The sequence below is a fragment of the Fibrobacter sp. UWB3 genome (genome assembly GCF_002210405.1).
Classification (GTDB): Bacteria; Fibrobacterota; Fibrobacteria; order Fibrobacterales; family Fibrobacteraceae; genus Fibrobacter.
Window position 1 is genome coordinate 223,716 of the sequence record NZ_MWQJ01000003.1, and the last position, 23,039, is coordinate 246,754.

General features: G+C 50.0%; 19 protein-coding genes. 9 read left to right on the plus strand and 10 right to left on the minus strand.

Features of this window, described 5'->3' with window-relative positions; all coding sequences use genetic code 11:
• Positions 1 to 263: 263 nt before the first annotated feature.
• Genes B7991_RS05245 through dnaG form a run of 3 tightly spaced genes read right to left on the minus strand, consistent with a single transcriptional unit; the run spans position 264 to position 4,336 of the window.
• Entirely contained in the window at positions 264 to 1,298 is a 1,035-nt protein-coding gene (locus tag B7991_RS05245; protein WP_088629909.1) for a SufD family Fe-S cluster assembly protein, read from the minus strand.
• 15 nt (positions 1,299 to 1,313) lie between these two features.
• Positions 1,314 to 2,063 carry a Fe-S cluster assembly ATPase SufC gene (gene sufC / locus B7991_RS05250; protein WP_072826759.1) on the minus strand — a complete coding sequence of 250 codons (750 nt, stop codon included), beginning with the start codon at positions 2,061 to 2,063 and terminating at the stop codon, positions 1,314 to 1,316.
• A gap of 32 nt (positions 2,064 to 2,095) precedes the next feature.
• On the minus strand, positions 2,096 to 4,336 hold the full coding sequence (gene dnaG / locus B7991_RS05255) for a DNA primase (RefSeq protein WP_088629910.1): 2,241 nt from the start codon (positions 4,334 to 4,336) through the stop codon (positions 2,096 to 2,098).
• A 295-nt stretch (positions 4,337 to 4,631) separates the two neighbouring features.
• Here dnaG and B7991_RS05260 point away from each other — a divergent pair, with 295 nt between their 5' ends.
• On the plus strand, positions 4,632 to 5,510 hold the full coding sequence (locus tag B7991_RS05260) for a fibrobacter succinogenes major paralogous domain-containing protein (protein WP_088629911.1): 879 nt from the start codon (positions 4,632 to 4,634) through the stop codon (positions 5,508 to 5,510).
• 204 nt (positions 5,511 to 5,714) lie between these two features.
• A complete protein-coding gene (locus tag B7991_RS05265) occupies positions 5,715 to 6,659 on the plus strand; it encodes an Rpn family recombination-promoting nuclease/putative transposase (RefSeq protein ID WP_088629912.1) in 945 nt (314 codons plus the stop codon).
• 55 nt (positions 6,660 to 6,714) lie between these two features.
• Here the strand turns inward: B7991_RS05265 and B7991_RS05270 are convergent, their stop codons facing one another.
• On the minus strand, positions 6,715 to 8,049 hold the full coding sequence (locus tag B7991_RS05270; protein ID WP_088629913.1) for an MATE family efflux transporter: 1,335 nt from the start codon (positions 8,047 to 8,049) through the stop codon (positions 6,715 to 6,717).
• A gap of 138 nt (positions 8,050 to 8,187) precedes the next feature.
• On the minus strand, positions 8,188 to 8,673 hold the full coding sequence (locus B7991_RS05275) for an acyl-CoA thioesterase (RefSeq protein ID WP_088629914.1): 486 nt from the start codon (positions 8,671 to 8,673) through the stop codon (positions 8,188 to 8,190).
• Positions 8,674 to 8,734: 61 nt separating this feature from the next.
• On the opposite strand from B7991_RS05275, the gene B7991_RS14810 reads away from it, so the two are divergent.
• The 5 genes from B7991_RS14810 to ftsE are packed head-to-tail and all read left to right on the plus strand — an operon-like array spanning position 8,735 to position 15,768.
• A complete protein-coding gene (locus tag B7991_RS14810) occupies positions 8,735 to 8,875 on the plus strand; it encodes a hypothetical protein (RefSeq protein ID WP_012820363.1) in 141 nt (46 codons plus the stop codon).
• 13 nt (positions 8,876 to 8,888) lie between these two features.
• Positions 8,889 to 12,953, plus strand: coding sequence for an ATP-dependent RNA helicase HrpA (hrpA, locus tag B7991_RS05280; protein WP_088629915.1), 4,065 nt, complete (start codon positions 8,889 to 8,891; stop codon positions 12,951 to 12,953).
• Positions 12,954 to 12,990: 37 nt separating this feature from the next.
• Positions 12,991 to 13,794, plus strand: a complete 804-nt coding sequence (locus B7991_RS05285; protein WP_235002831.1) for a hypothetical protein — start codon at positions 12,991 to 12,993, stop codon at positions 13,792 to 13,794.
• Positions 13,794 to 15,077 (plus strand): peptidylprolyl isomerase, encoded by a 1,284-nt coding sequence (locus B7991_RS05290; protein WP_088629917.1) that lies wholly within the window; start codon positions 13,794 to 13,796, stop codon positions 15,075 to 15,077. Before B7991_RS05285 ends, B7991_RS05290 begins: the two co-directional genes overlap by 1 nt.
• A gap of 1 nt (position 15,078) precedes the next feature.
• The gene (gene ftsE, locus B7991_RS05295) at positions 15,079 to 15,768 is read left to right on the plus strand and encodes a cell division ATP-binding protein FtsE (RefSeq protein WP_085491894.1); all 690 of its coding nucleotides are present in this window, start codon (positions 15,079 to 15,081) and stop codon (positions 15,766 to 15,768) included.
• Positions 15,769 to 16,135: 367 nt separating this feature from the next.
• On the opposite strand, the gene B7991_RS05300 is transcribed toward ftsE, so the two are convergent.
• From B7991_RS05300 to B7991_RS05315, 4 genes are all read right to left on the minus strand, one after another.
• A complete protein-coding gene (locus B7991_RS05300; RefSeq protein ID WP_088629918.1) occupies positions 16,136 to 18,676 on the minus strand; it encodes a DNA gyrase/topoisomerase IV subunit A in 2,541 nt (846 codons plus the stop codon).
• A 99-nt stretch (positions 18,677 to 18,775) separates the two neighbouring features.
• Entirely contained in the window at positions 18,776 to 19,012 is a 237-nt protein-coding gene (locus B7991_RS05305; RefSeq protein WP_088629919.1) for a hypothetical protein, read from the minus strand.
• Positions 19,013 to 19,266: 254 nt separating this feature from the next.
• Positions 19,267 to 19,590, minus strand: a complete 324-nt coding sequence (locus B7991_RS05310) for a hypothetical protein (RefSeq protein WP_088629920.1) — start codon at positions 19,588 to 19,590, stop codon at positions 19,267 to 19,269.
• A gap of 3 nt (positions 19,591 to 19,593) precedes the next feature.
• Positions 19,594 to 19,818: a DUF4258 domain-containing protein gene (locus tag B7991_RS05315; RefSeq protein ID WP_088629921.1), complete on the minus strand. Its 225-nt coding sequence runs from the start codon at positions 19,816 to 19,818 to the stop codon at positions 19,594 to 19,596.
• A 337-nt stretch (positions 19,819 to 20,155) separates the two neighbouring features.
• Here B7991_RS05315 and B7991_RS05320 point away from each other — a divergent pair, with 337 nt between their 5' ends.
• Both B7991_RS05320 and B7991_RS05325 read left to right on the plus strand, forming a co-directional pair.
• Positions 20,156 to 20,425 (plus strand): type II toxin-antitoxin system RelB/DinJ family antitoxin, encoded by a 270-nt coding sequence (locus tag B7991_RS05320; protein WP_088629922.1) that lies wholly within the window; start codon positions 20,156 to 20,158, stop codon positions 20,423 to 20,425.
• Positions 20,422 to 20,715, plus strand: coding sequence for a type II toxin-antitoxin system YafQ family toxin (locus B7991_RS05325; RefSeq protein ID WP_088629923.1), 294 nt, complete (start codon positions 20,422 to 20,424; stop codon positions 20,713 to 20,715). Before B7991_RS05320 ends, B7991_RS05325 begins: the two co-directional genes overlap by 4 nt.
• A gap of 26 nt (positions 20,716 to 20,741) precedes the next feature.
• Here the strand turns inward: B7991_RS05325 and B7991_RS05330 are convergent, their stop codons facing one another.
• Positions 20,742 to 22,997, minus strand: a complete 2,256-nt coding sequence (locus tag B7991_RS05330; RefSeq protein ID WP_088629924.1) for an endo-1,4-beta-xylanase — start codon at positions 22,995 to 22,997, stop codon at positions 20,742 to 20,744.
• Between the last annotated feature and the right edge of the window lie 42 nt (positions 22,998 to 23,039).

Below are 23,039 nucleotides of genomic sequence, written 5' to 3' on the forward strand. Positions count from 1 at the left end.
TTTTGCGTGTAAATATAAATTATTTTTGTTAGCTTGTAATATTTTCGTCATAAAATTTTATATTTCTTTGGCTGGAAAAGTCTATACAAAAGAAGGCGACCGAAGCCGCCTTTTTTATCGTTTTGTCATTCCACTTCGTGGCCTGACTTGTTCGCCTCGGATATAGAAACATGCAAGCATGTTTCTGCATCGTTCGGCTCCTTTGTCATTCCCGCTTGAGCTTGCCCCGGACTTGTTCCGGGGAGCGGGAATCTCCCTCTCGTCTAAAGACTGCTCATAAGTCGCTTTTTCGCGGGACTGTCGGGGAGCGGGAGGAACGTCTCTTGTGCAAAGGAGCGCATGAGCATTTCCTGGGCTGCCTTTTTGGGGATGCCGCGGCTCACGAGGTAGAACATCTGTTCTGCATCGAGTTCGCCGACGGTGTTGCCGTGCGTGCATTCCACATCATCGTGATAAATCTTGAGGACGGGCTTCACGGAGACACTCGCATCTTCGCTCAAGAGGATTGTATTCACGAGCTGGCTGGAGTTGACGCCTGTGCAGTCGTAACCGACGATGACACTTCCGTCGTAGCTCACGCGTGCAGAACCAGAAAGCAAGTTGCGGGCAAGCTGTGTGCTTGTGGTGCGCGGGGCTTCGTGGTAAATCGTGAGGCGGCTGTGCTGCGAGGCTTCGCCTTCGAGAACGTGGAGGCTGCGGTAATCAAAGTTGGCGCCTTCGCCCTTGAGGTGGCATTCGACGCTGACGCGGCCAATCGCTGTGTCCTTGCAGATGCTGGAAAAGCGGACGTTGGCGCCTGCGGCCTGGTTGATGTTGAAATGCCTAAAGCGGAGCGGCAAATCGCAAGCTGGGTTGGCAAAGAAGATTTCGACGTCGGCATCTTCGCCAACGTTGATGTCAAAGCGTTCTGCAGCGATATCGTGAGCGACCTTGTTGTCGAGAATTTCGAGGCTCACCTTGGCGCCTTTGCCTATGTCAAGGACGGTGTGACCGAAGTCGTTGTTGCACTTGAGCATCGCCATTTCGGCGGCACCTGCCACGATTTCGCGAACCATCGGGCGGGCGTTGTTTGCAATCGGGAGGAGGGCCGCAAAGTCGGTTTCTTGGTTGGCCGGGGCTGCTGCCGGGGAAGTCGTTGGGGCTACTGCAAAATCCGTGCCCATGAATTCCGGTGTTGGGATTTTGGCAACCGGGAAGAACGACCAAAGTTCGTTATTGCGGCGAGGCATGCCGAGTTCGCGGAGGCGTGCTATCGCCTGTTCCGCGGTGGGCAAGTTCTGTATAAATTCAGCGTTCATTATGCGTCCTCGCGGTTACTTGGCTTCTTCGATCCAGTCGTAGCCTTGATCTTCGAGCTTGAGGGCGAGTTCCGGGCCTCCGCTCAAGATGATTTTGCCGTGACGGAGCACGTGAACGTAAGTGGGTTTGATGTAGTCCAGCAAGCGCTGGTAATGCGTCACGAGAATCACGGCCTTTTCGGGCGACATGATGTGATTGATGCCGTTTGCCACGATGCGGAGGGCGTCAATGTCGAGACCGGAGTCCGTTTCGTCGAGGAAGCTCACCTTCGGGTCGAGAATCGCCATCTGGAGGATTTCGTTGCGCTTCTTTTCGCCACCGCTCATGCCGTCGTTCACGCCGCGTTCACGATAACGTTCGTCCATTTCGAGCAAGTTCATCTTTTCTTCGCAGAGCTTCTTGAAATCTTCGTCGCTCATTTCGGGCTGGCCGAGGAAGGCTCGCTTGCTGTTGAGCGCCATCTTCAAGAATTCCACGTTGTTCACGCCCGGGATTTCGGTCGGGTACTGCGTGCTGATGAAGAGACCGGAGTTGGCGCGTTCGTTGATTTCCATTTCGAGCAAGTTCTTGCCGTCGAGTTCTACGGAGCCGCCATCGACATGGTAGGCGGGGTGGCCTGCAATCACTTTGGAGAGCGTGCTTTTGCCGGAGCCGTTCGGGCCCATGATGGCGTGGACTTCTCCCGGCTTGACCTCGAGATTGATCCCTTTCAGGATTTGGGTGCCGTCTTCGATACTTGCTTTAAGGTTCTTGATGGATAACATATTTCCTCTTTAATTTTAAAATCTTGTTGGGCTTAGCCGAAATCGTCCATAGCTCCAAAGTCATCGTCTGGAACGTAAGGCTCGTCATCAGGGACGTAAGGTTCTTCGTTCGGGTCGTATGGAGCTTCTTCGGGAGGTTCGCTTGATGCAAATTGCTCATCGCTTTCGAATGGAGGCGGGGCTTCCATCTCCGGGGGCATTTCGTTTGGTTGCACCGGGGGCTGCGTGGCGGGTGCTGCGTACTGCGGCGAACTTGGCTGTGCTGCGGTCGTGGCTTGCGGGATTGCAAACTGCGTGTTGTTGAACTGCGCGGTAGTGGATTGCGCGGGGACCTGCTGCGAGAACTGCGCATTGTTGAACTGCGCGGCGTTCCCTCCGTTCATTGCTAGCTCGTTAATTTCTGTGTAAAGCTCGATGAGCGGTGTTTTGCTCTGGATAATCTGCTCGGCGAAAACATCCGGCGTAATGGCCGAAATCTTGCGCTTCTTGGCGACAATTTGAATGCCTTGTGTGAACTTGTTCAACTGCATACGGAGACGCATGCCCGCTTCGGAATCAAGCGGAATGAGCTTTTTGTAGCGGTCGCACAGATTGAGTGTGAGCACGGCAAGCGTGTCGTAAAATTCCAAAATCTCGTTCGGCGTTTTCCATGTCTCGTCGGGGAGTTGCTCCAAGAAAAGCTGCAACTGCGGCGAAAGCGATTCGTACAAGACTCTTGGCGAGAACGCGCCCGTTTCAGCGTACTGCGCGAGAATGGACTGGATAAATTCATCGATGAGCGGAGAATCAAAAATTTGGATTCCGCTGGCGGCAAAGTCCATGTCGAAATATTCTGCGGCGCGGTCGAGAAGCGTGGGATTGCGGAATAACAAATTCGCAAAACGCACTTCAATCGGCGAGAGCAGTTCCCACGGAACGCTTACTTGCGGTGCTGCGGGTTGTTCGGCTGTTGCCTGCGTTTTTTCGCGTTTCGGGTGTGCGACCTTGATGCCTGCGAGCGAACGCGTGGTGCTGTAACGCTCGGAAACGAGCTTCAAATATTGATTGCGCAGTTCCGGATTCTCGATGCTCTTGATAAGCGTCTTTGCTTGCGTGATGAACGCGGCTCGATCTTCGGGGCTGTTGTTCGGCATGGTGCGCCCGAGATAGCTGAGCCAGTCTTCGGCAGTGCGGAGCGCTCTTCTGAAAGCGTCCGGGCCTTGTTCGTTCACGAAGTTGTCCGGGTCGATCTTGGTGCCGTCTGGTCGCGAAAGCGCAAAGACTTTTGGCGAAAGGCCCTTGGGGAGCACAATTTCGAGACTGCGGCGCGTAGCATTTTGCCCGGCGGCATCCCCGTCAAATACAAGATAAGCGGTCTTTGCGTAGCGGGCGAGAATGCTGGCGTGATTCTCGGTGAGTGCCGTACCCGATGCGGCTACGACGTTCTGCACTCCGCTTTGGTAAAGGCTGATGAGGTCAAAATATCCTTCGACGATAATGACCGCATTCTCCTTCATGATGGCGTTTCGGCTGTGGTTTAAACCGAATAGAATATCGCGCTTGCTGTAAAGCGCCGTTTCCGGGCTGTTCATGTACTTGGCAAGCTTTATTCCGTTGTGCGATGCGGGGTCGCTCAAGTCTCGACCGCCAAATGCGACAACGACACCCGAGAGGTTCTGGATGGCAATCATCAAGCGATCGCGGAACTTGTCTGCGATACCGCCGTTTTCTTTTTCGACGGCAAGTCCTGCCTTGACGCAGTCGCGAGGCGAAAAACCGTTGCGGGCGGCGTAGCCGATTAAGCCTTCTCGCCCTGTCGGGGCGTAGCCGATGTGGAATTGCTTGCGAGTCTCAGGCGAGACATGACGCTTGTTCAAATACTCCAACGCTTTGGGGCTTAACGTGAGCTGTTGCTCGAACCATTCGCAGGCAAGCTCGTTCAACTTGCGGACCATCGTGCGTTCTTCGAGCACTTCGGTATTGACGTTGTTGCCGAGGTTCGGAAGTGCAAAACCTACAAAGTTGGCGACCCATTCTACAGCGCCCTTGAAGTCCAATTTTTCGTGTTCCTGGATGAATTTGAAAACATCTCCACCCGCACCGCATGCAAAGCACTTGTAAATGCCCAGCGTGGAATTTACCGACATGGATGGGGAGTGGTCATCGTGGAAAGGGCACACGCCGACGTATTTGTTGACCCCGCTTTTTTTGAGCGGCAAGAACTGCTGAATGACCAGCGCGATATCCGCCTGGTTTTTGAGTTCTTGGATGATTTCGTCGGAGTAGAACGGCATGCGCCAAATGTAGAAATTTTTGGGGGATGGATTAGACGAGAGACGAAAGACGAAAGACGAGAGAGTCGTCATTGCGAGGCGTGAAACAACGAAGCAATCTCTAATTAGAGCGTTATCCTGACACGAACGCGTCATCCTGAGCAATTGTGAAGGATCCAGTGACATCTTGTCTTTGCAATGTCATTCCCGCCTCTGAGCGGGAATCTCCTATTTCGTGTTTCTTTCTATAGTTTTTCTCTATTGCAAAAATTTATTCAACATAATTTTCTATTTTATCTACACAAAAGGAGTAGGAATGAGAAAATTATTTTTTTTGATGTCACTTGCTGTAATCATCGTCGCTTGTGGTGACGATAAAGGATCTTCTCCCAATGAATTGCCTGATGAAGTTGCCGATATGGATGAACTTGAAGAATACAAGTGCGATGATTCCGTAAGCGGTGCTGTTGTTTATGTGAAGGACAAACTCAAAAATTACGAATGTGATGGCGATCATTGGTTTGAATCCTATAACCAGTCGAAATCGTCATCCAGTAAAAAGAAACTTAGTAGTTCTTCAATTGTCTCTAGTCCTGTCGAAGGGACTCTCACCGATACCCGCGACGGTCAGACATACAAGACCGTGAGAATTGGTGACCAAGTATGGATGGCTGAGAATCTCAACTATGAAACGGACTCTAGTTTTTGCTACAACGATTCTGTCAAGTATTGTGAAAAGTATGGTCGGCTTTACAGGTGGGCCGCTGCGGTAGGTAAGTCGGAAAGCGAATGTGGCTATGGCTATACATGCTCTCTGCCGTCAGGAAATATTCAGGGCGTATGTCCCAATGGTTGGCATCTGCCAAGCAATGACGACTGGAATACACTATTTGCTATAGTTGGCGACTCATCGGTTGCCGGTACAATGCTTAAGTCCACATCCGGTTGGTTTAATTGGTATAAAATTGGTAACGGCAAGGATCCCTTCGGGTTCTCTGCACTCCCTGCTGGCCGCAGGAACTGCTATGGGTATGGCGAATTCGAGGGCTACTTCGCGTATTTTTGGAGTTCTACGGAGGGCAATGGTTACGGCTACGATGCGTACTACATGAGCTTGAGCTACCACGACGACAAAGCGCGCCTGGACGGCTGCCGTAAGAACGGAGGGCACTCAGTTCGTTGTCTCAAGGACTGATATCTGTTATTACTCGCTAGTCAATAGAAAGTCGTCCGGCTTTATGCCGGACTTTTTGCATATAGTATAGTCAATTGTAAAATTTCATTTTAATTCAAAAAATAGTGAAATAAATGTTCCAAAAAAGCGTGTTAATGTAATGGACGGAGAGCGGTTTTCTGTCTATGAACCCGACATTATCGGGTGTTTTAACACTGGAAAAATATGGAAAATAATATTGTGGTCGAAATAAAAAATAACCATGGTGAAATGATTGGCGAAGCTAAGACTTTCGAAGAATTCAAAGGGGCTGGCGTCTTCGCTGATCTTCTTCTCGACAGAACTTTCAAGAAGGCTTTCAATCCCGATTCGCAAAATAAGGTTTGCCTGATTGCGCTTTTGAACGCCGTACTTGAAGGCGAAATAGCATCTCCGATTGTTGATGTGCAGTCCCGAAACAAGGAATACAGTGACGGTTCGAACGAAAATCGGACTTCCGTTTTCGACTTGCATTGCATCGATTCGGCACAGCGTAGGTTCATCATCGAGGTTCAGATTCTTTTTCAGGAAAACATAGTCAATCGCTCGATTTATTACGCCTCGCAGACAATCATTGCTCAGGGGCAACGTGGCAAAAAGTACAATTACGAATTGAACCCTGTCGTTACTGTTGTGTTCATGGAATTTAACGTGTTTGCCGATGACCGCTACATCCGTCGGGCAAAGCTTCGCGAAATCAATGGATCTTGCATCAGCGATGCTCTCAATTTTGCGTTTGTAGAACTTCCTAAGTTCAACAAGCCTCTGGACGAACTAGAAACGACGCTTGACAAGGGACTTTACGCTCTCAAGAACATGAAAAACATGACGCAGATGCCTAAGCAGTATGTGAACACGGTGTTCGAACTCTTGTTTTCGACGGCAAAATTGGCTAAATTATCGAAAGAGGAACAGAAGATGATTGACGAAGCACAGAAAGCCAAGTGGGATGAATACGCAATTCATAAAGCGGCTGTTGATAGCGGCTTGCGTCAGGGAGGCATTCTAAAAGCGCACAAAATTGCAGAAAAAATGCTGTTGAAAAATGAACCTATTGATAAAATTATCGATTTTACTGAGCTTTCTGAAGCTGATGTTCTCGCCATCAAGGCTTCTCTCGGCCAATCGTAAATTGACAAAGTTCATTAGTTAAATAGTCCGGCTTTCATGCCGGACGTTTTGCTTACTAAACCACCGCTTTGCTTTTCCAGCGGCCGCTCTTCCAGCGCCAAATGTTAGCGAACGAGCGGTAGAATTCGTCGGCAGCCATGCCAAGCCAAAGGCCGGGGAGCCCAAGCCCAACGACAAATGCAAGGATAAGCGATGTTGCAAGGCCTAGCGTCCACATCATGCCGCTACCCACGAGCGCCGGGAATTTGGAATCACCTGCGGCACGGAGCGATGTGGTGACAATGAAGTTCACGGCTTTGAAGGGTTGCACGGCGACGTCGCACCAGAGGCAGATTTTGCCGAGGCGGAGGACTTCGGGGTTGTCGGTGTAGAGCCTGAGCAGGTGTTCGCCGAGGAGCGCAACTGCGACGGATAGCAAGAATCCGCTGGTGATGCCCACGGCGAGAGTTTGGTGCACGCGGCGGTTTGCTTTTACGTAGTCATGTGCGCCAACGAGGTGTGCTACGAGAATCTGGTTTCCGCTGCCGAGGCCGACTCCGAGAATGACGGAAAGCGCGGCAAAGTTCCCTGCGAACACGCGGGCGGTCATTGCGGTTGTGCCGATATAGACGACCATCGCGGTGATGAACACCTGAAAAAGCTGGAAACTGATGGGTTCTGCGGCGGCGGGGAGTCCGATGCGAATCCAGTCGGGCAAAAGAACGCGGGTGCGTTTCCAGTCGCGAATTTTGCTGTGGTGGTGTACTTTGAACTTGAGCACAAGCCAAAGGATGCCCGAAGAAATGAGCCAGGAAAGTGCGGTCGCGAGGGCGACTCCGTGAACGCCCATTTTTGGAAGTCCAAAAAGTCCTTCGAGGAACACGACATTCAAGGCCGCGTTTGTGGCAATCGTGAGCGTGTTCCCGACAAAGTTCCAAATGGTAAGGCCGTGTGTCGCGATGAGGGCGGTCAAAATGGTTTGCAAGGCGCGGAAGGCGAAACCGAATGAAACAACGCTTAAAAATTGCGTGGCATATTTGGCGGGCTCATCGGTGAGTCCCATCCATTGCGGAATGTTACCGGAAAGCGGATAAATGATGAGCGTGAGCGCGATGCCGAGAAGGATGCTCCCGAAAAGGACCATCGTCTGAGTGCTGCTGGCGTGGCTGTTCTGTTTCGCGCCAATGTATTGCGAGACGATGCTTGCGCCGGATTGCGCAAAAGCGTGGAGCGCGGTGAAAAGAGCCCCGAGAATCGGGAGCATGGCGCCAACGCCCGCGGCTGCGGTTTCGGAAGTGCGCGACAAAAACCAGCTGTCCATCATGGGCTGGATCATGCTCACGGCAAACGTGAGGATTAGCGGCCACGAAAGGCTGATGAGCGAACGGTCTTTGACGTCGATCTGTTTCATGTGTAAAAATCTAGAAACAACAAAGGCCCCGTCAAAGGGCCTTTTTGATGAAAATGTTTTCAAGTGTATCCAGTGTTTTTTAGACGAGAGAATAAAATTCTTTTGTCATCCCGGACTTGTTCCGGGATGAGAGCGAATTTATTTGTTTTCTAGAGCTGCCAAAAGTTTTTTCTTAGCATCGCGGCGGATGCCGGCTTCTTCGTAGCGGCGGATTTCGTCCTCTGTTTCGGGGATGACGGAAGGAATCGGGGTCGGTCTTCCGTTATCATCAATCGCGACAAATGTCATATAAGCGTGGCAGATGACTTCGGGCTGCCAGGATACTTGCGGGTCGATTCCCAAGACCTTCACTCCGATTTCCATGGAGGTGTTGAAGGCGCGGTTTACGGAGGCCTTGATGGTGAGAATGGTTCCGACGGTCGCGGGTTTGAAAAAGCGCACGTTGTCGATCGAGACCGTTGTGACTTTGCGTCTGGAATGGGTGCAGGCGGCAATGCAGGCTGCCTTGTCGAGGAGCGATGTCAGGTGTCCGCCGAATACAAAATTGTAGGCGTTGACGTCGGAAGGGTGAACGATGTCGCGGGTTTCGACTTGAGATTGCTTGACTGTCTTTGCGTTTTCCATATCCGAAAAATAAATATTGTCGTGGGCAAGCAGGGCCTTGAATTTCTATATTCAGTGCATTATGGAAGAAAAAAAGACTTACAGAGAAGTGATGCCGGGCGAACTCCCGTGCGAAGTGCCGGAATGTGACGGCGTGATGGTCGTAGACCCCGATAACAGCTATAAACTCACCTGCGATAAGTGCGGGCATATTAAAGAGTAATTGTTATCTCGTAATGCAATTAACCGACTTGAAAATTGAGTACCCGGAGCTTCCCGTTGTTGAACATCGGGAGGAGTTTTTTGAGCTTTTAGAAAAACATCAAGTTATCATCGTCAAGGCTGATACCGGTTCCGGCAAATCCACGCAATTACCGAAGTTTTTGCTAGAGTGGTTTGTTGGGTGTAGTTCGAAGTCGAAGGATCCAGTCAAGTTCAAAATCGGTGTGACGGAACCTCGGCGTTTGGCGGCGATTTCCATTGCGGACCGCTTGCGCGAAGAACTCAAGGACGAAGAACTTGTCTCGACGAAAATTCGTTTCTGGGAACAAGGTACAAATGAAGCCCCCATCAAGGTGATGACGGACGGTATCTTGTTGCAGGAGTTCCGCAAGGACCGCTTGTTCCGGCAGTATAATGCTATCATGATTGACGAAGCGCACGAACGCTCGTTGAACATCGATATCTTGCTTGGCATTTTCAAGACGGTACTTTCTCGTCGTCCGGACTTCAAGTTGATTGTTGCATCGGCAACGCTTGACGCAAAACTTTTTGAAGAATTTTATGACAACAGCTGCGTGATGGAGGCTGAAGGCCGCACGTACCCTGTTGATGTGGAGTATTATTTCGGCGGTTCGGCAGGCTCACCGACCTTCAGTTCCCTGAGCTTGTCGAAGGGAAATGAGTCGAAGGATCTCCGCGATATCAGTGGCAAGGGCGATTCGGGGTTGATTGAAGAAGCTCGTGATGCGATTCTCGATTTGGAAACGCGCCATCGCGACCACTTGCTTTGCTTTTTGCCGACGGAACGCGACATTCAGGATTTGGCGGGCGAACTTGCGCACGAACTAGATGCCGCATCTTTTGATGTGCTCCCGCTTTACGGGCGTATGAGCCCTGACGAGCAACGCCGCATTTTCAAGCACACGGGCAAGACGCGAGTGGTCTTGGCGACGAACATTGCTGAAACATCGCTTACGATTCCGGGAATTGCTTACGTTGTCGATACGGGTATGGCTCGAATCTCGCGCTACAATGCGCAGGCGAGAATCCAAGGGCTTCCCGTCGAAGAAATTTCGAAGGCCAGCGCGCGGCAGCGCACTGGACGCGCGGGGCGCGTGAAGCCCGGCGTGTGCATTCGCCTTTACTCTCCCGAGAATTTTGAAAAGCGCGATGAATTCACGGAGCCTGAAATTCGCCGTAGCAATTTGGCAAATGTCGTTTTGCAGTTGCGCAGTCTCGGGCTGGAGCTCGAAAACTTTCCGTTCTTGCAGTCGCCTCCGCATTCGGCATTCCGTGGCGCTTACAAGACGTTGTTTGAACTTGGCGCACTCACGGCTGACAATTCTAGCGGTCATGTGACCAAGCTTGGCCGCGATATGACGCGCCTCCCGATGGACGTGTCGCTTTCGGCGGTGCTTTTGCGAGCTCGCGATTTGGGCGTTTTGCAGCCTGCACTTATCGTGTGCTCGGCTCTTAGCATCCAGGATCCGCGTGTGGTGCCGAATGACGAACCTGAACGCACCCGCATCCGTCAGCTGCATCGCAAATTCTGCGGTCATAAGAGCGATTTCCTCGTTTACGTTTCGATGTGGAATGCTTTCTGCACGGACTGGGACGGCAAAACTTGGAACAAACTCCGCAAGTTCTGTGATAAAAACAGTTTGCATTTTTTGCGCTTGCGTGAATGGGTGGATTTGTACGAACAGTTCAGCCGCATTCTCGAAGTGAAGTTTGAAAATAAAGTTTGTCCGTTCGATTCGTTCCATCGCGACAATTTGCACATTGCGCTCCTTTCTGGATTCTTGGGCGGAATTGCGCACCGTGATATTGAAAACGGCTGCTACCGCTTGGTGAGCGGTCGCGAAACGCATGTGTTCCCGGGTAGCGATTTGTACGCCAAGAGCGTGGAATGGCTTTTCAGTGCCGAAGTGCGCGAAACGAGTCGCACGTTCCTCACGAAAGCTGCCGAAATCAAGCCGGAATGGATTTTGCAAGTGGCAGAACCGTTCTGCACGCGTCGTTGGTTTGAACCGACGTGGAACAAGGAACGCGGCTTTGTAGAAGCGGTCGAAGAAGTGAGCTTTAGAGGGCTTGTGATTAGCCGTGGCCATCGTGTGGATTACGCTCGCGTGAATCCCGAAGACTGCGCCCAGATTTTCTGGCGCGAAGCGGTAGTGATGGGCGAGGTGGCAAGGCCTTTCGATTTCATGCAGCACAACGACCGTGTCGTTGAAAATCTGCATGCTCTCGAAGCGCGCAAACGACAGTTCGGGCTTGCTCCGAGCGAAGATGCACTTGTGGAATACTACACGCGAATTGCGGGTAAAGTCAATTCTATCAAGACGCTTAAAGATTACATCCGCGAGCACACCGACCAGTTCTTGAAATTCGATGAAAAGTATTGGCTGGATCAGTTGGATGGCGGCACGAGTGGAACAACCTGGACAAGTGATGCTGACGGGTTCCGCACTGGATCCTTCGCTGCGCTCAGGATGACGAATGCTGGCGATGTCATTCTGAACCCTGAAAGGGTGAAGAATCCAGTCAAGTCTAAGGATGCGGCTCCAGCTCCAACTTTAGGCGGTTCCATCGAGCATTTCCGCATTGGCGAGCGCGTTGTCACAGGTGAAATGGTCTTTGACGCCACTCGCGATTGCGATGGCATTACGCTCAATTTGCCATACGACCTTTTGACGGAAATTTCGCCGGCGAAGTTTGCCATGAGCATCCAGCAGTGGCGCGAATGGATGATTGAATCTGTGATTCGCGAAATGCCGAAGAGCGTTAAGAAATCGCTCGAAGCCAAGCGTACTGCAATCGATGACGAGTTCTATGCGGCGCTGGAAAACTTCCCGCATAAGGCTCCGCTTCTGCTTCTTTACGAAGTGCTTTCGAATACAAAGGAAATCCGCTCGGGTGCAAACGGCGCTAGTATTGACGTTCCGACGGTGAACCCTGACAAAGAAAACCATTTGCGTCTGCATTTGGTCGTCTCGAAGCCGGGCTTCCCGGAACCTTATAAACTCGAAATTTCTCCAGAATGGGGCTCTTACCGCATGTTCCTTGCGGTGCGCCCGGCGTTGGTGACGTTTGGCATTGACTTTCCGCTTGAAGGGATGCGCTTTGGCTGGCGTCTTGGGCAATCGGCGTTGATGGTGTCGGATGAATCCCGTTTTTGGCAAGCTTTCCGCAAGCGTGTGGAAGGCGCGCATCTCGAAAAAGCACTGCATCTTGAATCCGCAGCGCATCCCGAGACTGCGGTGTATCCCGCATCGCAAAAGACTTCACTCTCCGAAGAGAAAAAACAGCTCATTGCCGACCGCTTGAACTTGCTTGAAATGGGCGGTGTCTTTGCGGATAACTTTGAAACGGCTCTCAAGATTTGGGTCGCAAAATCGCTTGCTGCTGATAACCTTGATGCGACTCGCTGTGTACGCTTTACGGGGCTTGAATTCTCGCGTGGCAAAAAGATTCGCGACTTCAAGAGCCTTGCTGCCAATACCCGCAGCGAAGATGAAGAAATCCGTCTCTCGCTCGTGCGCGCTACATACGAATCGGGCCTTATCAGTGCCGAAGCTTTTGTAAAGAACTGGAATTTGCTTAAAGATTTCAGCGTGGAAATGCGCAATGGGTGCGGTAAGTCAACCGTAAAAAATAAAACCATAATTGCGATCCATACGGCGTACCAAAAAGAACTTACTTTATTTGAACGTCTGTGTGTTCTTACTGAAGTTTTCAACATAGAACTCCCGTTTGGCGCATCTCGTGAATCCGCTTCTCGTGAAACCTCATCCCGTGAAAACACGGAACTTTCTGCCAGTACCCTCCGCGAGTATTTCCGCCCGTACCTCAAGGCGCGTTACCTCAAGGACCACGAACTGAAAAATGCCCGTGAACTTCTCGGAAAAATCGACCGCACGCCAACGGATGACCCGGAATTTGCCGAACTTTACTTGCAGGCGAAGGCAATGCTTGAAGATTTTGAAATCCTCAAGTACAAGCGCAAGGGGGGTGACGCCGAAGATATCGTGGAAGAAGACGCTTTAGCAAGGTTGAAAGGTCGTTTTGGGAGACTTTAATTACTCTCGCGGCCCTGAATTTTCTAAATTTGTCGCAATGAAATCCGTTATCCGTATATTGCTTGCATTCAGTTTGGTAATGCTTGCAGCTTGTAAAACGAAAGACCCGGTGATTGTCACCGTGGGCGATTCCAAGTTGCACCAATCAGAGGTTTACACGTACGCTCCTGATTGGGATTCCTGGGGCGATCGTGAACGCATCCTCTTTTTGCAACGCTGGATTGATGAAGAACTTGTGTATCAGCAGGCTGTGAAGGCCGGTGCGCTGAAAGATTCTGCGCTTATCCGCATGATTGAACGCACGAAGCGCAAGATTGTCGCCGATTATTTCATGCAGTCTTACCTCGATACGATGATTGTGAGCGATGTCGAAAAAATTGACTTCTACCACAAGAATCAGGATCTTTACTTGAACGGAAAGACAACGGTATCGGGGGCGATTATGTCCTTTGCCGACTGGAAGTCCGCTGTTATTTATTACAAGGAATTCAAGAACACCAAGTTCGAATCCATCCCGCCTAACCATCGTTTGGTGAAGCGCATGAGGGAATTTGATGGTGTCGATGAAACTCCGGATCCGTGCATGATTCCGTCGATTCGCCGTGCAGTTGTCGGCCGTATTACCCCGATGAAGGTTTGCGATGGCGCTGCAAAGATTGCTGTCGTGACAAGTAAGCTTGATTCTGCTGATGCGCGTCCGCTTGACGAAGTGATTGACGATGTTTCTATGCATGCCTGGGTGGAACACCAGAATACGGTTGTGAAGCGACTCAAGGATGAATGGAAAACCGGAATCCCTATAATTACGAAGATGAACGTTCTTAGTGAAAAGGAAAAATAATGATTAATAATCGAATTGCCTCTTTAGTATTTGCCCTGTGTACAGCCTGTTTCGCCGAACCTGTGTTGATGGAAGGCATTGCGGCTGTTGTCGATGGCAAGCCGATTATGCGCTCGGAGTTCATGAACAACCTTTACAGGTTCCAGGAAACGCCCGAAGCGGCTAATATGACGGAACAGCAGCAAAAAGACGCTGTGCTGGACCGCATGATTGAAGAAAAGGTTTTGCTCAGCCGCATTGACCGCGATTCGATTGTGATTACGGAATCCGAAGTAGATCAGCGTGTGACCTCTCACCTCCAGTCGATTGCTGCAAGTCAGAAGATTGACATGGCAACGCTCGAAAAGGCAATCCGTGCTCAGCTCGGTCTCTCGATGATCCAGTACCGTGAACAGCTCGGTAAGCAAATCCGTAGCCACATGGAAATTTCCCGTGTGCGTCAGCTCCACGTGGGCTCGATCCACCCGACAAAGAAAGAAGTGGACTTGTTCTACAAGGATTACAAGGATTCTCTCCCGCGCCAGTTCAACTGCGTTTTGCTTAGCCATATCCAGATTCCGGTCAAGCCCGATTCCATGATTGTGGATTCTGTGAAGCATGTTGCTGAATCTTTGATTGATAGCCTCAACCTCGGTATCAAATTTGAACTTTTGGCTCAGCGCCATTCGCAGGACAGCTCTGCTGCAAAGGGTGGCGATCTCGGCTACTTTAAGCGTGGCTTGCTGGATCCGGCTTTTGAAAAAGCAATTGAAAATTTGAAGAACGGTCATTACGCATCGACTCCGGTCCAGACAGACTTGGGCTGGCACATTGCCCGCGTGCTTGGCCGTAAGGAAGATGGCGTTCGCTCTGCACAAATTCTCTTGCGCACGATTCCGACCGCAAAGGATTCTGCTGCTGTGGTGGCTCTCGCTGATTCCCTCCGCAAGAATATTAAGACGAAGGATGAATTTGCCAAGGCTGCAAAGAAGTACAGTGAAGACAAGTCCAGCAACTTCCAGGGCGGTTTGCTTGGCTGGTTCCAGCGTAACGAAATGGAACCCGCTTATGTGGATCCGGTGGCGAACTTGAACGTCGGTGAAATTTCTGAACCGGTCATTATTGATGGCGCTTACCACTTGTTCCGTCTCGATGATTCTCGCCAGGTGCGCGAACTCACGCTCGAAGAGGATTACGGCAAAATTGAAATGATGGCTGCCACTCACTTGGAAAATGAAAAGCTCCAGAAGCTCATCCAGAAGTGGCGCAAGGAAGTTCTCGTCGAAATCAGAATGACGGAATAATATGATCCATTTTACCCACGTCACGAAATCTTACGAAGCCAACTGGAAGGCGTTGAACAACGTCACCTTCCGCATCAATAAGGGCGAGTTTGTTTTCTTGACGGGGCATTCTGGCGCCGGAAAGTCGACGGTGCTGAAACTCATCTACATGGATGAGCGTCCGGACGAAGAACGCGGCGGCCAGGTGATGGTCAAATTCTCGGACAACGTCTTGTACGATAGCAAGAACACTCCGGACGATCGAATCCAGGCGCTCCGCCGCAAGATGGGGATAATTTTCCAGGACTTTAAACTTTTGCCGGACCGCAATGTTTTCGAGAATGTGGCGCTTGCGCTCCGCATTGTGGGGACTCCGAGCAACAAGATTAATGCGGCTGTCTTTGACGCGCTTGCGCTCGTGGGCATTAGCCAAAAGCGCTTTGCGATGCCTTACACGCTCTCGGGCGGTGAACAGCAGCGTGTGGCGATTGCCCGTGCGATGGTGCATAACCCGTACTTGCTTTTGGCGGACGAACCGACCGGTAACTTGGACCCGAAAAACGCTGAAGAAGTCTTCTGCATTTTCAAGGAAATCAATGCCCGCGGTACGACCATCTTGATGGCAACGCATAACCCGGACTTTTATTTGAACAGCCCGTTCCGCCGCCTTGAACTCAGTCACGGCGAATTGCTTAACAGAGATATTCTTTAAAACGTCGATTAAAAAAGGCGATGCCGCAACAAGTGCGGCATGACATCATAAACACATTCTTTTATTGCGTTGTCACCCCGGCCTGTCATCCCGGACTTGTTCCGGGACGGGATCACCATTCTCGTCTTGGATAAGAAATGCCCCGCTTCCGCGGTGCATAATTCATTAAACTCGTCATTGCGAGCCCCCTCGAATTGTCATTCCCGATTTAATCTCTTTGACTACTTGCAGCTATGCTGCTTAGTAGTCATGATCCGCGTATGGGGAGGGAATCTCCTTCTCGTCCTAAAAAAGGAGATGCCCGCTTACTTCGACTGCGCTCAGCACAGGCTCCGGCGGGCATGACATCAAAGCGGAGCTTTCTTTCTTAGAACAAGCTCGGATCTTCGCTAGAACCTTCACTTTCACCGCTGCCGTCGCTAAACGGGTCCGCCGGCGAAATGCGGCTCACGCGCTTGATTTTCTTGGCGGTGAACTTGCTGCCGAGAGCCTTGTAGCCCTTGACTTCTGCTACTTCCGTCAAGTCGAGTTCTTCTTTTTGCACTTCGCGACCCACCTGGTATTCCATCAGTTCACGAGCGTCGTCTGTAGCAAATAGCTCGATGAACTTCGTGTCCTTGTGGTCGGAAACAATGCTGAATTCCGTTGTCATGGGGCAGCCTTCAAGGTTGAAGCGCTTGACCATGTAGTTGAAATTCGAGCCTTCGAAGTAGAGCACCGTAAAGACCTGTGCGGGGTCGTACTTGTGCAGATACTTGATGTTCGAACCGACGAGAATCGGGTCTGCCATGGTGTGGACGCGAGCGCTACCATCTTGCTTGATGATGAGCAACTTGTCGTTTTCGCCAAATTCACCGAGGCAATCGCCCTTCTTCTGCGTCGAGACGATACCGCTCGGAGCGTCGAAGTAAAGCACTCTTGCGCCAAGCGTCGAAACGCCCTTGCGGAGTCTCTTGACCGTCTTGACCGGGTATTTCGAAACGATATTGCCAATGGCACCACGGCCCTTGACTTCGACTTCGCTGAAGTCCACTTCAAAGTTCAGCTTGATGCGCGGACGCGGCTTCAAGATGACTTCGACCACTTCGGCTTCGCCGTTCATGTTGCTCGACATGTAAAGAATCTTGCTACCGGGCTTGTTCTTGCCCATGTAGTAATCCTTGTCGCGAGTCACGCCGCCGACGTTGAAGCGCTTGATGTAAGCGTAGCCGTCCTTGCCATCCTGGTGGATGACGTTATAGATATGGCGTTCGTCGTCCTTGTTGAACTTTTCAACGAGAATGATGTCCTTACCGACAAAGTCCTTGTCGCTGACCTTCACGACCTTGAAGCTACCGTCGGCCTTGAACACGATCAAGTCATCGTATTCCGACACGTCGAAGAGGTATTCTTCCTTCTTCATGCCAGTGCCCACGAAGCCTTCCTTGCGGTTCACATAAAGCTTCTGGTTTGCAAGAGCCACGTGTACGGCGTTCACCTTACCGAATTCGGCAATCTGCGTGCGGCGTTCCTTGCCTTCGCCGTACTTCTTCAAGATGTTCTTGAAGTGGTTTACGGCGTAATCGATAATGTGTTCTTGGTTGTACTTGCACTTTGCAATGTTTTCTTCGAGTTCCTGCAAAAGCTGGTCGGCCTTTTCGCGGTCGTAATGGCTTATGCGGCGGATCGGAATTTCAATGAGCTTGCCGATTTCTTCGTCCGTAACGGTCTGGCGGTGCAGACGCTTGAGGTACGGCGTGAGGCCTTCGCGAACGAGACGGATAATTTGTTCACGGTCCTTAGCTTTCTTGATGACCTCGTAGACTTCCTTCTCGATAAAGATTTTTTCGAGCGTGGTCATGTGCCACTTGTCTTCGAGGTGCTTGAGCTCGTTGGCGAGTTCCCATTCCAAAAGCTTCACGGTGTGTTCCGTGTTGAGCTTCAAAATGTCAGAAACACCGACAAATTTCGGGTGCTTGTCGATAATGACGCACGTGCAAGGAGAGAGCGACTTTTCGCAGTCCGTAAAGGCGTAGAGAGCATCGATGGCCACCTGCGGGTCCGTCCCCGGCTGCAAGTGCACGAGAATTTCGACGCCCTGGCTCGTGTTGTCGTCCACGTGCTTGATTTTGATTTTGCCCTTGTCGTTTGCCTTGACAATGCTTTCAATCAAGCTCACGGTCGTGGTGCCGTACGGGATTTCGCGGATGGCGAGCGTCTTGTTATCGACCTTTTCAATCTTCGCGCGGACCTTGACCTTGCCCCCGCGTTGACCGTCGTTGTAGTCCGACACGTCGATAATGCCGCCCGTGAAAAAGTCCGGGTAAAGCGTAAATTTCTTGCCGCGCAAACAGGCGATGCTAGCCTCGCAGAGCTCGCGGAAGTTGTGGGGGAGGATGGAAGTCGAAAGACCGACGGCGATACCGTCGACGCCCTGAGCCAAAAGCAGCGGGAACTTGACCGGGAGCGTGACCGGTTCTTCGCTACGGCCATCGTAACTCGGGATCCATTCCGTCGTTTCGGGGTTGAACACGACATCGACCGCGAACGGCGTGAGGCGGCCTTCGATATAACGGGGAGCAGCAGCGCGGTCGCCCGTGTAGGGGTTGCCCCAGTTACCCTGGGTGTCGATAAGCAAATTCTTCTGGCCGAGGCCCACAAGTGCATCGCCAATGGAGGCGTCACCATGCGGGTGGTAGGCCATCGTTCGACCGACGATCGTAGCCACCTTCTGGTAGCGTCCGTCGTGGTTTTCGAACATGGAATGCAAAATACGGCGCTGAACAGGCTTCAGGCCATCTTCAAAGTACGGGACCGCACGGTCCAAAATCACATAGCTGGCGTAATCGAGGAACCAGCCGTCATAAAGTCGTTCTAGGTGATTGACGTTAGATAAACCTAGAGTAGTATCGGGTGTTTCTTGATTCATGGCTCGAAATGTAGTAAAAATTTCCTGTCAGAAAATTTTGTAGTGCTCATTAGGGCAAAAATAGGGCGTTCCCCGGATCCATCCCTAACGCAAATGCTTCTAGAATGTTATTGCAAAAACAAGACTGGTGATTCCTAGAGCTAGCATTACGGAACTTATGACAATTCCTTCTTTTTCTTTATTTTTAGGACCTTCTTCTCCATTGTCTGCATAACGAGCTATGTTTATAGGTAAGGCCATAATTCCACCAAGTACCATAACGGAAGATATAGGTCCTACAAGTGCTTTCCAGGCTTTGTCTGGTGCTGGTTTAGAAGTATCAACATTTGTTTCCATGGATTCCCTGAATACATTTGTTTGAATTAATGGTGTGTTAAGAGAAATCGCAAATGAGTGAGATGCGATTAGTGAGGTGATTAAAAGGATTTTGGGAATAACTTTATAAATCTCATAAGGTTTACATCATTTAAAAACTTTTTATTGTAAAATTTTGCAACCAACCGATTGCACGCTACGGCTCTTTCCTGTTTTATCATTATAATCAGTTGAAAAACAAAGCCCGCCATAAGGCGGGCTGAATTCATCGGACGTTAAAACAGTTCAGAGAATGTCACAGTGCCGTTAAGGTATCGGTGGACCAACGTTTTGATGAGCGTCTGGTAGTTTACCCCCATCCGTGCAGCCTTGGCCTTGATGCCCTCGATGTCCTCGCAGTCCATGCGGATAGACACCATACGGGCTTTGTTCTCGGATCGGGTCTTTGCTGCCGCTATGACCTTGGACAACGCTCCCGGGCCGGAAAAAGATAGACCATTAGTCTTCGCCCATTCATGTTCGGCATCAGCTTCTGCTTCCGTCATATTCTCGTAGTGCTTGGCGATTTTAATTTCTTTTTCGGTAAGTCCTTTGTACATTGGTTACCTCCTCGGGTAGCAGGTGATAAGTGTTTCCGTTTCCCAGTTAAAAACGAAACGCCATTTTTTCCCGTTGATTGTCTTTGTCACTATTATGGCGGTTTCGTCAACTTCGGATACGTCGTAAGATTCCCAGTCCTCGGCATCGAAAGCTCTTCGGACGACATCCTCGGGAATATTCCGTTCCGCCATCCTTTTAGCTGCATGTTCGCTTATTTTTATGTTCATACATAATATACTCTATTGTATTGACTTTGTCAATACGGTTTAGAGCTTTGACCATAAATCGGGAACGCCCCCGTATAGCGATAGAGAAACACTCCCTACCGTTATATATACACGCTTTTTTAATGCGTTTGGGCCAATTTTGAAGTGTAAAATTTTAATAGCTACCCAAAAGTGACGAATCGAAATTTTGCAATCAATCGACTGCACGCTAGAGCCCATTCCTGTGTTATTTTTGAAAAATCGTTGAATTGTGGAAAATATGACTAAATCGATGGTTTTGCAACGTAAATACCACAACCGCTTTACAAACGCAACTTTTTGTGGTATATTTAGGAGTATGAGCACCGTGGTAACAAATATTCGAATTGACAAAGAGCTTAAGGCTCAGGCAACAGAACTCTTCAACGACTTGGGACTGACTCTTTCCCAGGCGTTTACGGTTTTTCTGAAGCAGGCGATTTTGCACCACGGCTTGCCTTTTGCTGTTACAAGACCTCCGTCCAAAGAACTCCTCGAAGCTATAAAGGAAGGCGAAGAACTCGCACACGATCCTAACGCTAAAACGTATGCAACACCGCAGGAGCTATGGGACGAGTTGGGTATATGAATAATTCGTATAAGTACATTGTTCGGGCGACCAATCGATTTAAAAAGGCTGCCAAGCGAATGGCGAAACGCGGGAAAGACTCTCAAAAATTAAAGGATGTTGTTGAAAAACTCGCTAAAGGCGATTCTCTTGCGGATGCTTATAAAGACCATCCCCTTATCGGGAATTGGGCTGGACATAGGGAATTGTATATAGAGCCAGACTGGTTGCTTATCTACAAAATCGAGGAAAACATCCTGATTTTAGAGTTGGTAGATACCGGAACGCATTCCGACCTTTACAAAAAATAGAACTGGGCAGAAATGCCCAACGCCACTTACTTCACGACCCCAACACTCTGCATTTTTCCTGTACTGCGGTTGCGTAAGAAGTAGATTCCGGACGATTTCGCGGCACTTGATGTGCGAAGCGACTTTGCAGCGTCACTAAAGTCGTAGGCTGAGAGCTTGCCCAAGCGGACTCCTTGCACGTCGAATACGTCGTAATTCTGGAGCGTGTTCTGCTCTAAGCGAATCTTGCTATGAATGGCAATCGGATTTTCCAAAGCAATTGAATCTAGAGAATCCAGCGGATTTATAGGAATGCTTCTAGAGTACCACATGTTCTTGGCATCGTAAAAATGTTCCTTGAAGTAATCCTTGAGCCAAGTCATTGCCGGAAGGTCCTTGCCATCCTTGATAAGGCCAGGGTTTGCGGATTCGTCCCATCCTCCAATTTCGTAAATGTAGCCTCCAATCGTCACGCCGGCGATGTATTCTGATTCCATGAAAACTGGAATTTGTTCGGAATAGCACGCTTTTTTCAGGCTGTCGTTGCCTGTATTGACACTGTATTCCGAAATAAACAAAGGTAGCTTTGTTTGTTCGTAAATTTCCTCAATCCCTTTCTTGATTTTAGCGGCTGTCATGCACGATTGATTGCCTGTTCCTTGAAATGTTTGGTTGTAAGCCGTCAATCCGTAAGCATCAACGGGGGCGTGTTGCGCCTTGATTTTTTGGATAACTTCGGCTCCCAAATTATTTTGCCATACGTTTGCGTTCACGTCATTGTAAATCAAGGTGGCGTAAGGCCAGCGTTTGCGGGCCATCTTGAACGCCGTGGCTATGAATTTGTAGTCATCATTGTCGCCACCGAGAGCTTCGATGATTTTATTGCCGCTCCCGAATCCAGAATGATAATGACCATAGCTGTCGCGGGAACCTCCGTTTACCACCTCGATCATGTAAGGTGCGGGGTAACGCATGGCAGCTTTGTCGAACCAGTTTTCAACGGCTTTCTTGGTTTCGTCTATATCAAGGTTGTTGAGCCAGCTGGGGGTATGGGTTCCCCAAAGCAAGCTACGGAAATTGAACTTTACATTGTTTTTTTGCGCCCAATAGTAGATACGGTCGCAGCCTGACCAATCGTACTCGCCACGCACTTTTTCAATAACGGTCCAAGTGCATGCGTTTTCGGGCGAAACCTGGTTCCAGTAGGTTTGAAAATCCTCGGGGATTTCTTGCTTGTCGGCAATCATGTTCCCGAAGAACTTGGTCGCTCCATCGGCAAGGCCACGGCCGTAACGGGCGTTCGGATTTTTGAAATATTCCTTGAGCCAGGTCAATGCCGGGCGTTCGATGCCGTCTTTGATAAGGCCGGAACAACCTTGTTCCAAACCGTTACAAGAAAGCCAAGTTTTGCCATAAATGTATCCCCAAAGCGTTATGCCTGCAACATAATCCGTTTCCATTAGGATTGGGAGATGTTCTTGGTAGCATTTTTTTTGAAATTCATCGTCTATGGAACCGACATCGTATTGAGTAATATATATGGGGAGTCCTGTCTGTTCGTGTGCTTCGTAAAGGGAGCGTTTAAGTAAGGATGTATTTAGGCAATAATTGCCTGTCCCTTGTGCGGTTGTCTCGTGGAACTGCATTCCGTAAGCGTCAACTGGCGCCCCCTGGGCCTTTATTTTCTTGAGAAGGTCGATACCCTCTACTTTTTGCCATTGGATGGTATTGTAATCGTTATAAATCAGGATGGCTTCTGGCCATCGTTCTCGTGCCATCTTGAAAGCGGTCACTACAAATTCGTAGTTGCCGCTATCGCCGCCAAGCGCCTCAATCAGTTTGTTGCTGGAAAAACTGGAATGATAGTTGTTGCCGCTTTTGACGGCTTCGTTGACCACTTCAATCATTTCGAGATCGGGGTAACGTTCCTTAACAGCGTCGATCCAATCTGTCCAAGCTTTTTTAGTTTCGTCAACATCGAGTTCCCTTAACCACTGCGGGTTTTGCGAACCCCACAACAGGGTGTGAAACGTAAAATGCGCATGATTCTTTTTTGCCCAATTATAGGCGAGGTCGCAACCGGTCCAATCGTATTCACCACGTGTTTTTTCGACATAGCCCCAAACGCACCCGTTCTCGGCAGTAATCTGGTTCCAGTAGGAGCCAAAGTCTTCGGGAATTTCTCCAAAAACGGGAATGTTGCCGAGGAACTTGGACGCGCTGTTGGCCAATGCCGCAAAAGAAAATGTTGATGCGGCGAATGTAAAAGCGAGTGCCTTAAATACCGTTGATTTTATACTCATTGCGACCCCTGAAATTTGATGGCTACAGCATGTAATAATAAA

What these genes read in the sequence shown, in the direction of transcription:
- B7991_RS05270 (WP_088629913.1), bottom strand. Translation starts at nt 8,049, where the DNA reads ATGAAACAGATCGACGTCAAAGACCGTTCGCTCATCAGCCTTTCGTGG.
- ftsE (WP_085491894.1), top strand. Translation starts at nt 15,079, where the DNA reads ATGATCCATTTTACCCACGTCACGAAATCTTACGAAGCCAACTGGAAG.
- B7991_RS05315 (WP_088629921.1), bottom strand. Translation starts at nt 19,818, where the DNA reads ATGAACATAAAAATAAGCGAACATGCAGCTAAAAGGATGGCGGAACGG.
- B7991_RS14810 (WP_012820363.1), top strand. Translation starts at nt 8,735, where the DNA reads ATGGAAGAAAAAAAGACTTACAGAGAAGTGATGCCGGGCGAACTCCCG.
- B7991_RS05260 (WP_088629911.1), top strand. Translation starts at nt 4,632, where the DNA reads ATGAGAAAATTATTTTTTTTGATGTCACTTGCTGTAATCATCGTCGCT.
- sufC (WP_072826759.1), bottom strand. Translation starts at nt 2,063, where the DNA reads ATGTTATCCATCAAGAACCTTAAAGCAAGTATCGAAGACGGCACCCAA.
- B7991_RS05245 (WP_088629909.1), bottom strand. Translation starts at nt 1,298, where the DNA reads ATGAACGCTGAATTTATACAGAACTTGCCCACCGCGGAACAGGCGATA.
- B7991_RS05300 (WP_088629918.1), bottom strand. Translation starts at nt 18,676, where the DNA reads ATGAATCAAGAAACACCCGATACTACTCTAGGTTTATCTAACGTCAAT.
- B7991_RS05330 (WP_088629924.1), bottom strand. Translation starts at nt 22,997, where the DNA reads ATGAGTATAAAATCAACGGTATTTAAGGCACTCGCTTTTACATTCGCC.
- B7991_RS05265 (WP_088629912.1), top strand. Translation starts at nt 5,715, where the DNA reads ATGGAAAATAATATTGTGGTCGAAATAAAAAATAACCATGGTGAAATG.
- B7991_RS05275 (WP_088629914.1), bottom strand. Translation starts at nt 8,673, where the DNA reads ATGGAAAACGCAAAGACAGTCAAGCAATCTCAAGTCGAAACCCGCGAC.
- B7991_RS05325 (WP_088629923.1), top strand. Translation starts at nt 20,422, where the DNA reads ATGAATAATTCGTATAAGTACATTGTTCGGGCGACCAATCGATTTAAA.
- B7991_RS05285 (WP_235002831.1), top strand. Translation starts at nt 12,991, where the DNA reads ATGAAATCCGTTATCCGTATATTGCTTGCATTCAGTTTGGTAATGCTT.
- B7991_RS05310 (WP_088629920.1), bottom strand. Translation starts at nt 19,590, where the DNA reads ATGTACAAAGGACTTACCGAAAAAGAAATTAAAATCGCCAAGCACTAC.
- B7991_RS05320 (WP_088629922.1), top strand. Translation starts at nt 20,156, where the DNA reads ATGAGCACCGTGGTAACAAATATTCGAATTGACAAAGAGCTTAAGGCT.
- B7991_RS05290 (WP_088629917.1), top strand. Translation starts at nt 13,794, where the DNA reads ATGATTAATAATCGAATTGCCTCTTTAGTATTTGCCCTGTGTACAGCC.
- dnaG (WP_088629910.1), bottom strand. Translation starts at nt 4,336, where the DNA reads ATGCCGTTCTACTCCGACGAAATCATCCAAGAACTCAAAAACCAGGCG.
- B7991_RS05305 (WP_088629919.1), bottom strand. Translation starts at nt 19,012, where the DNA reads ATGGAAACAAATGTTGATACTTCTAAACCAGCACCAGACAAAGCCTGG.
- hrpA (WP_088629915.1), top strand. Translation starts at nt 8,889, where the DNA reads ATGCAATTAACCGACTTGAAAATTGAGTACCCGGAGCTTCCCGTTGTT.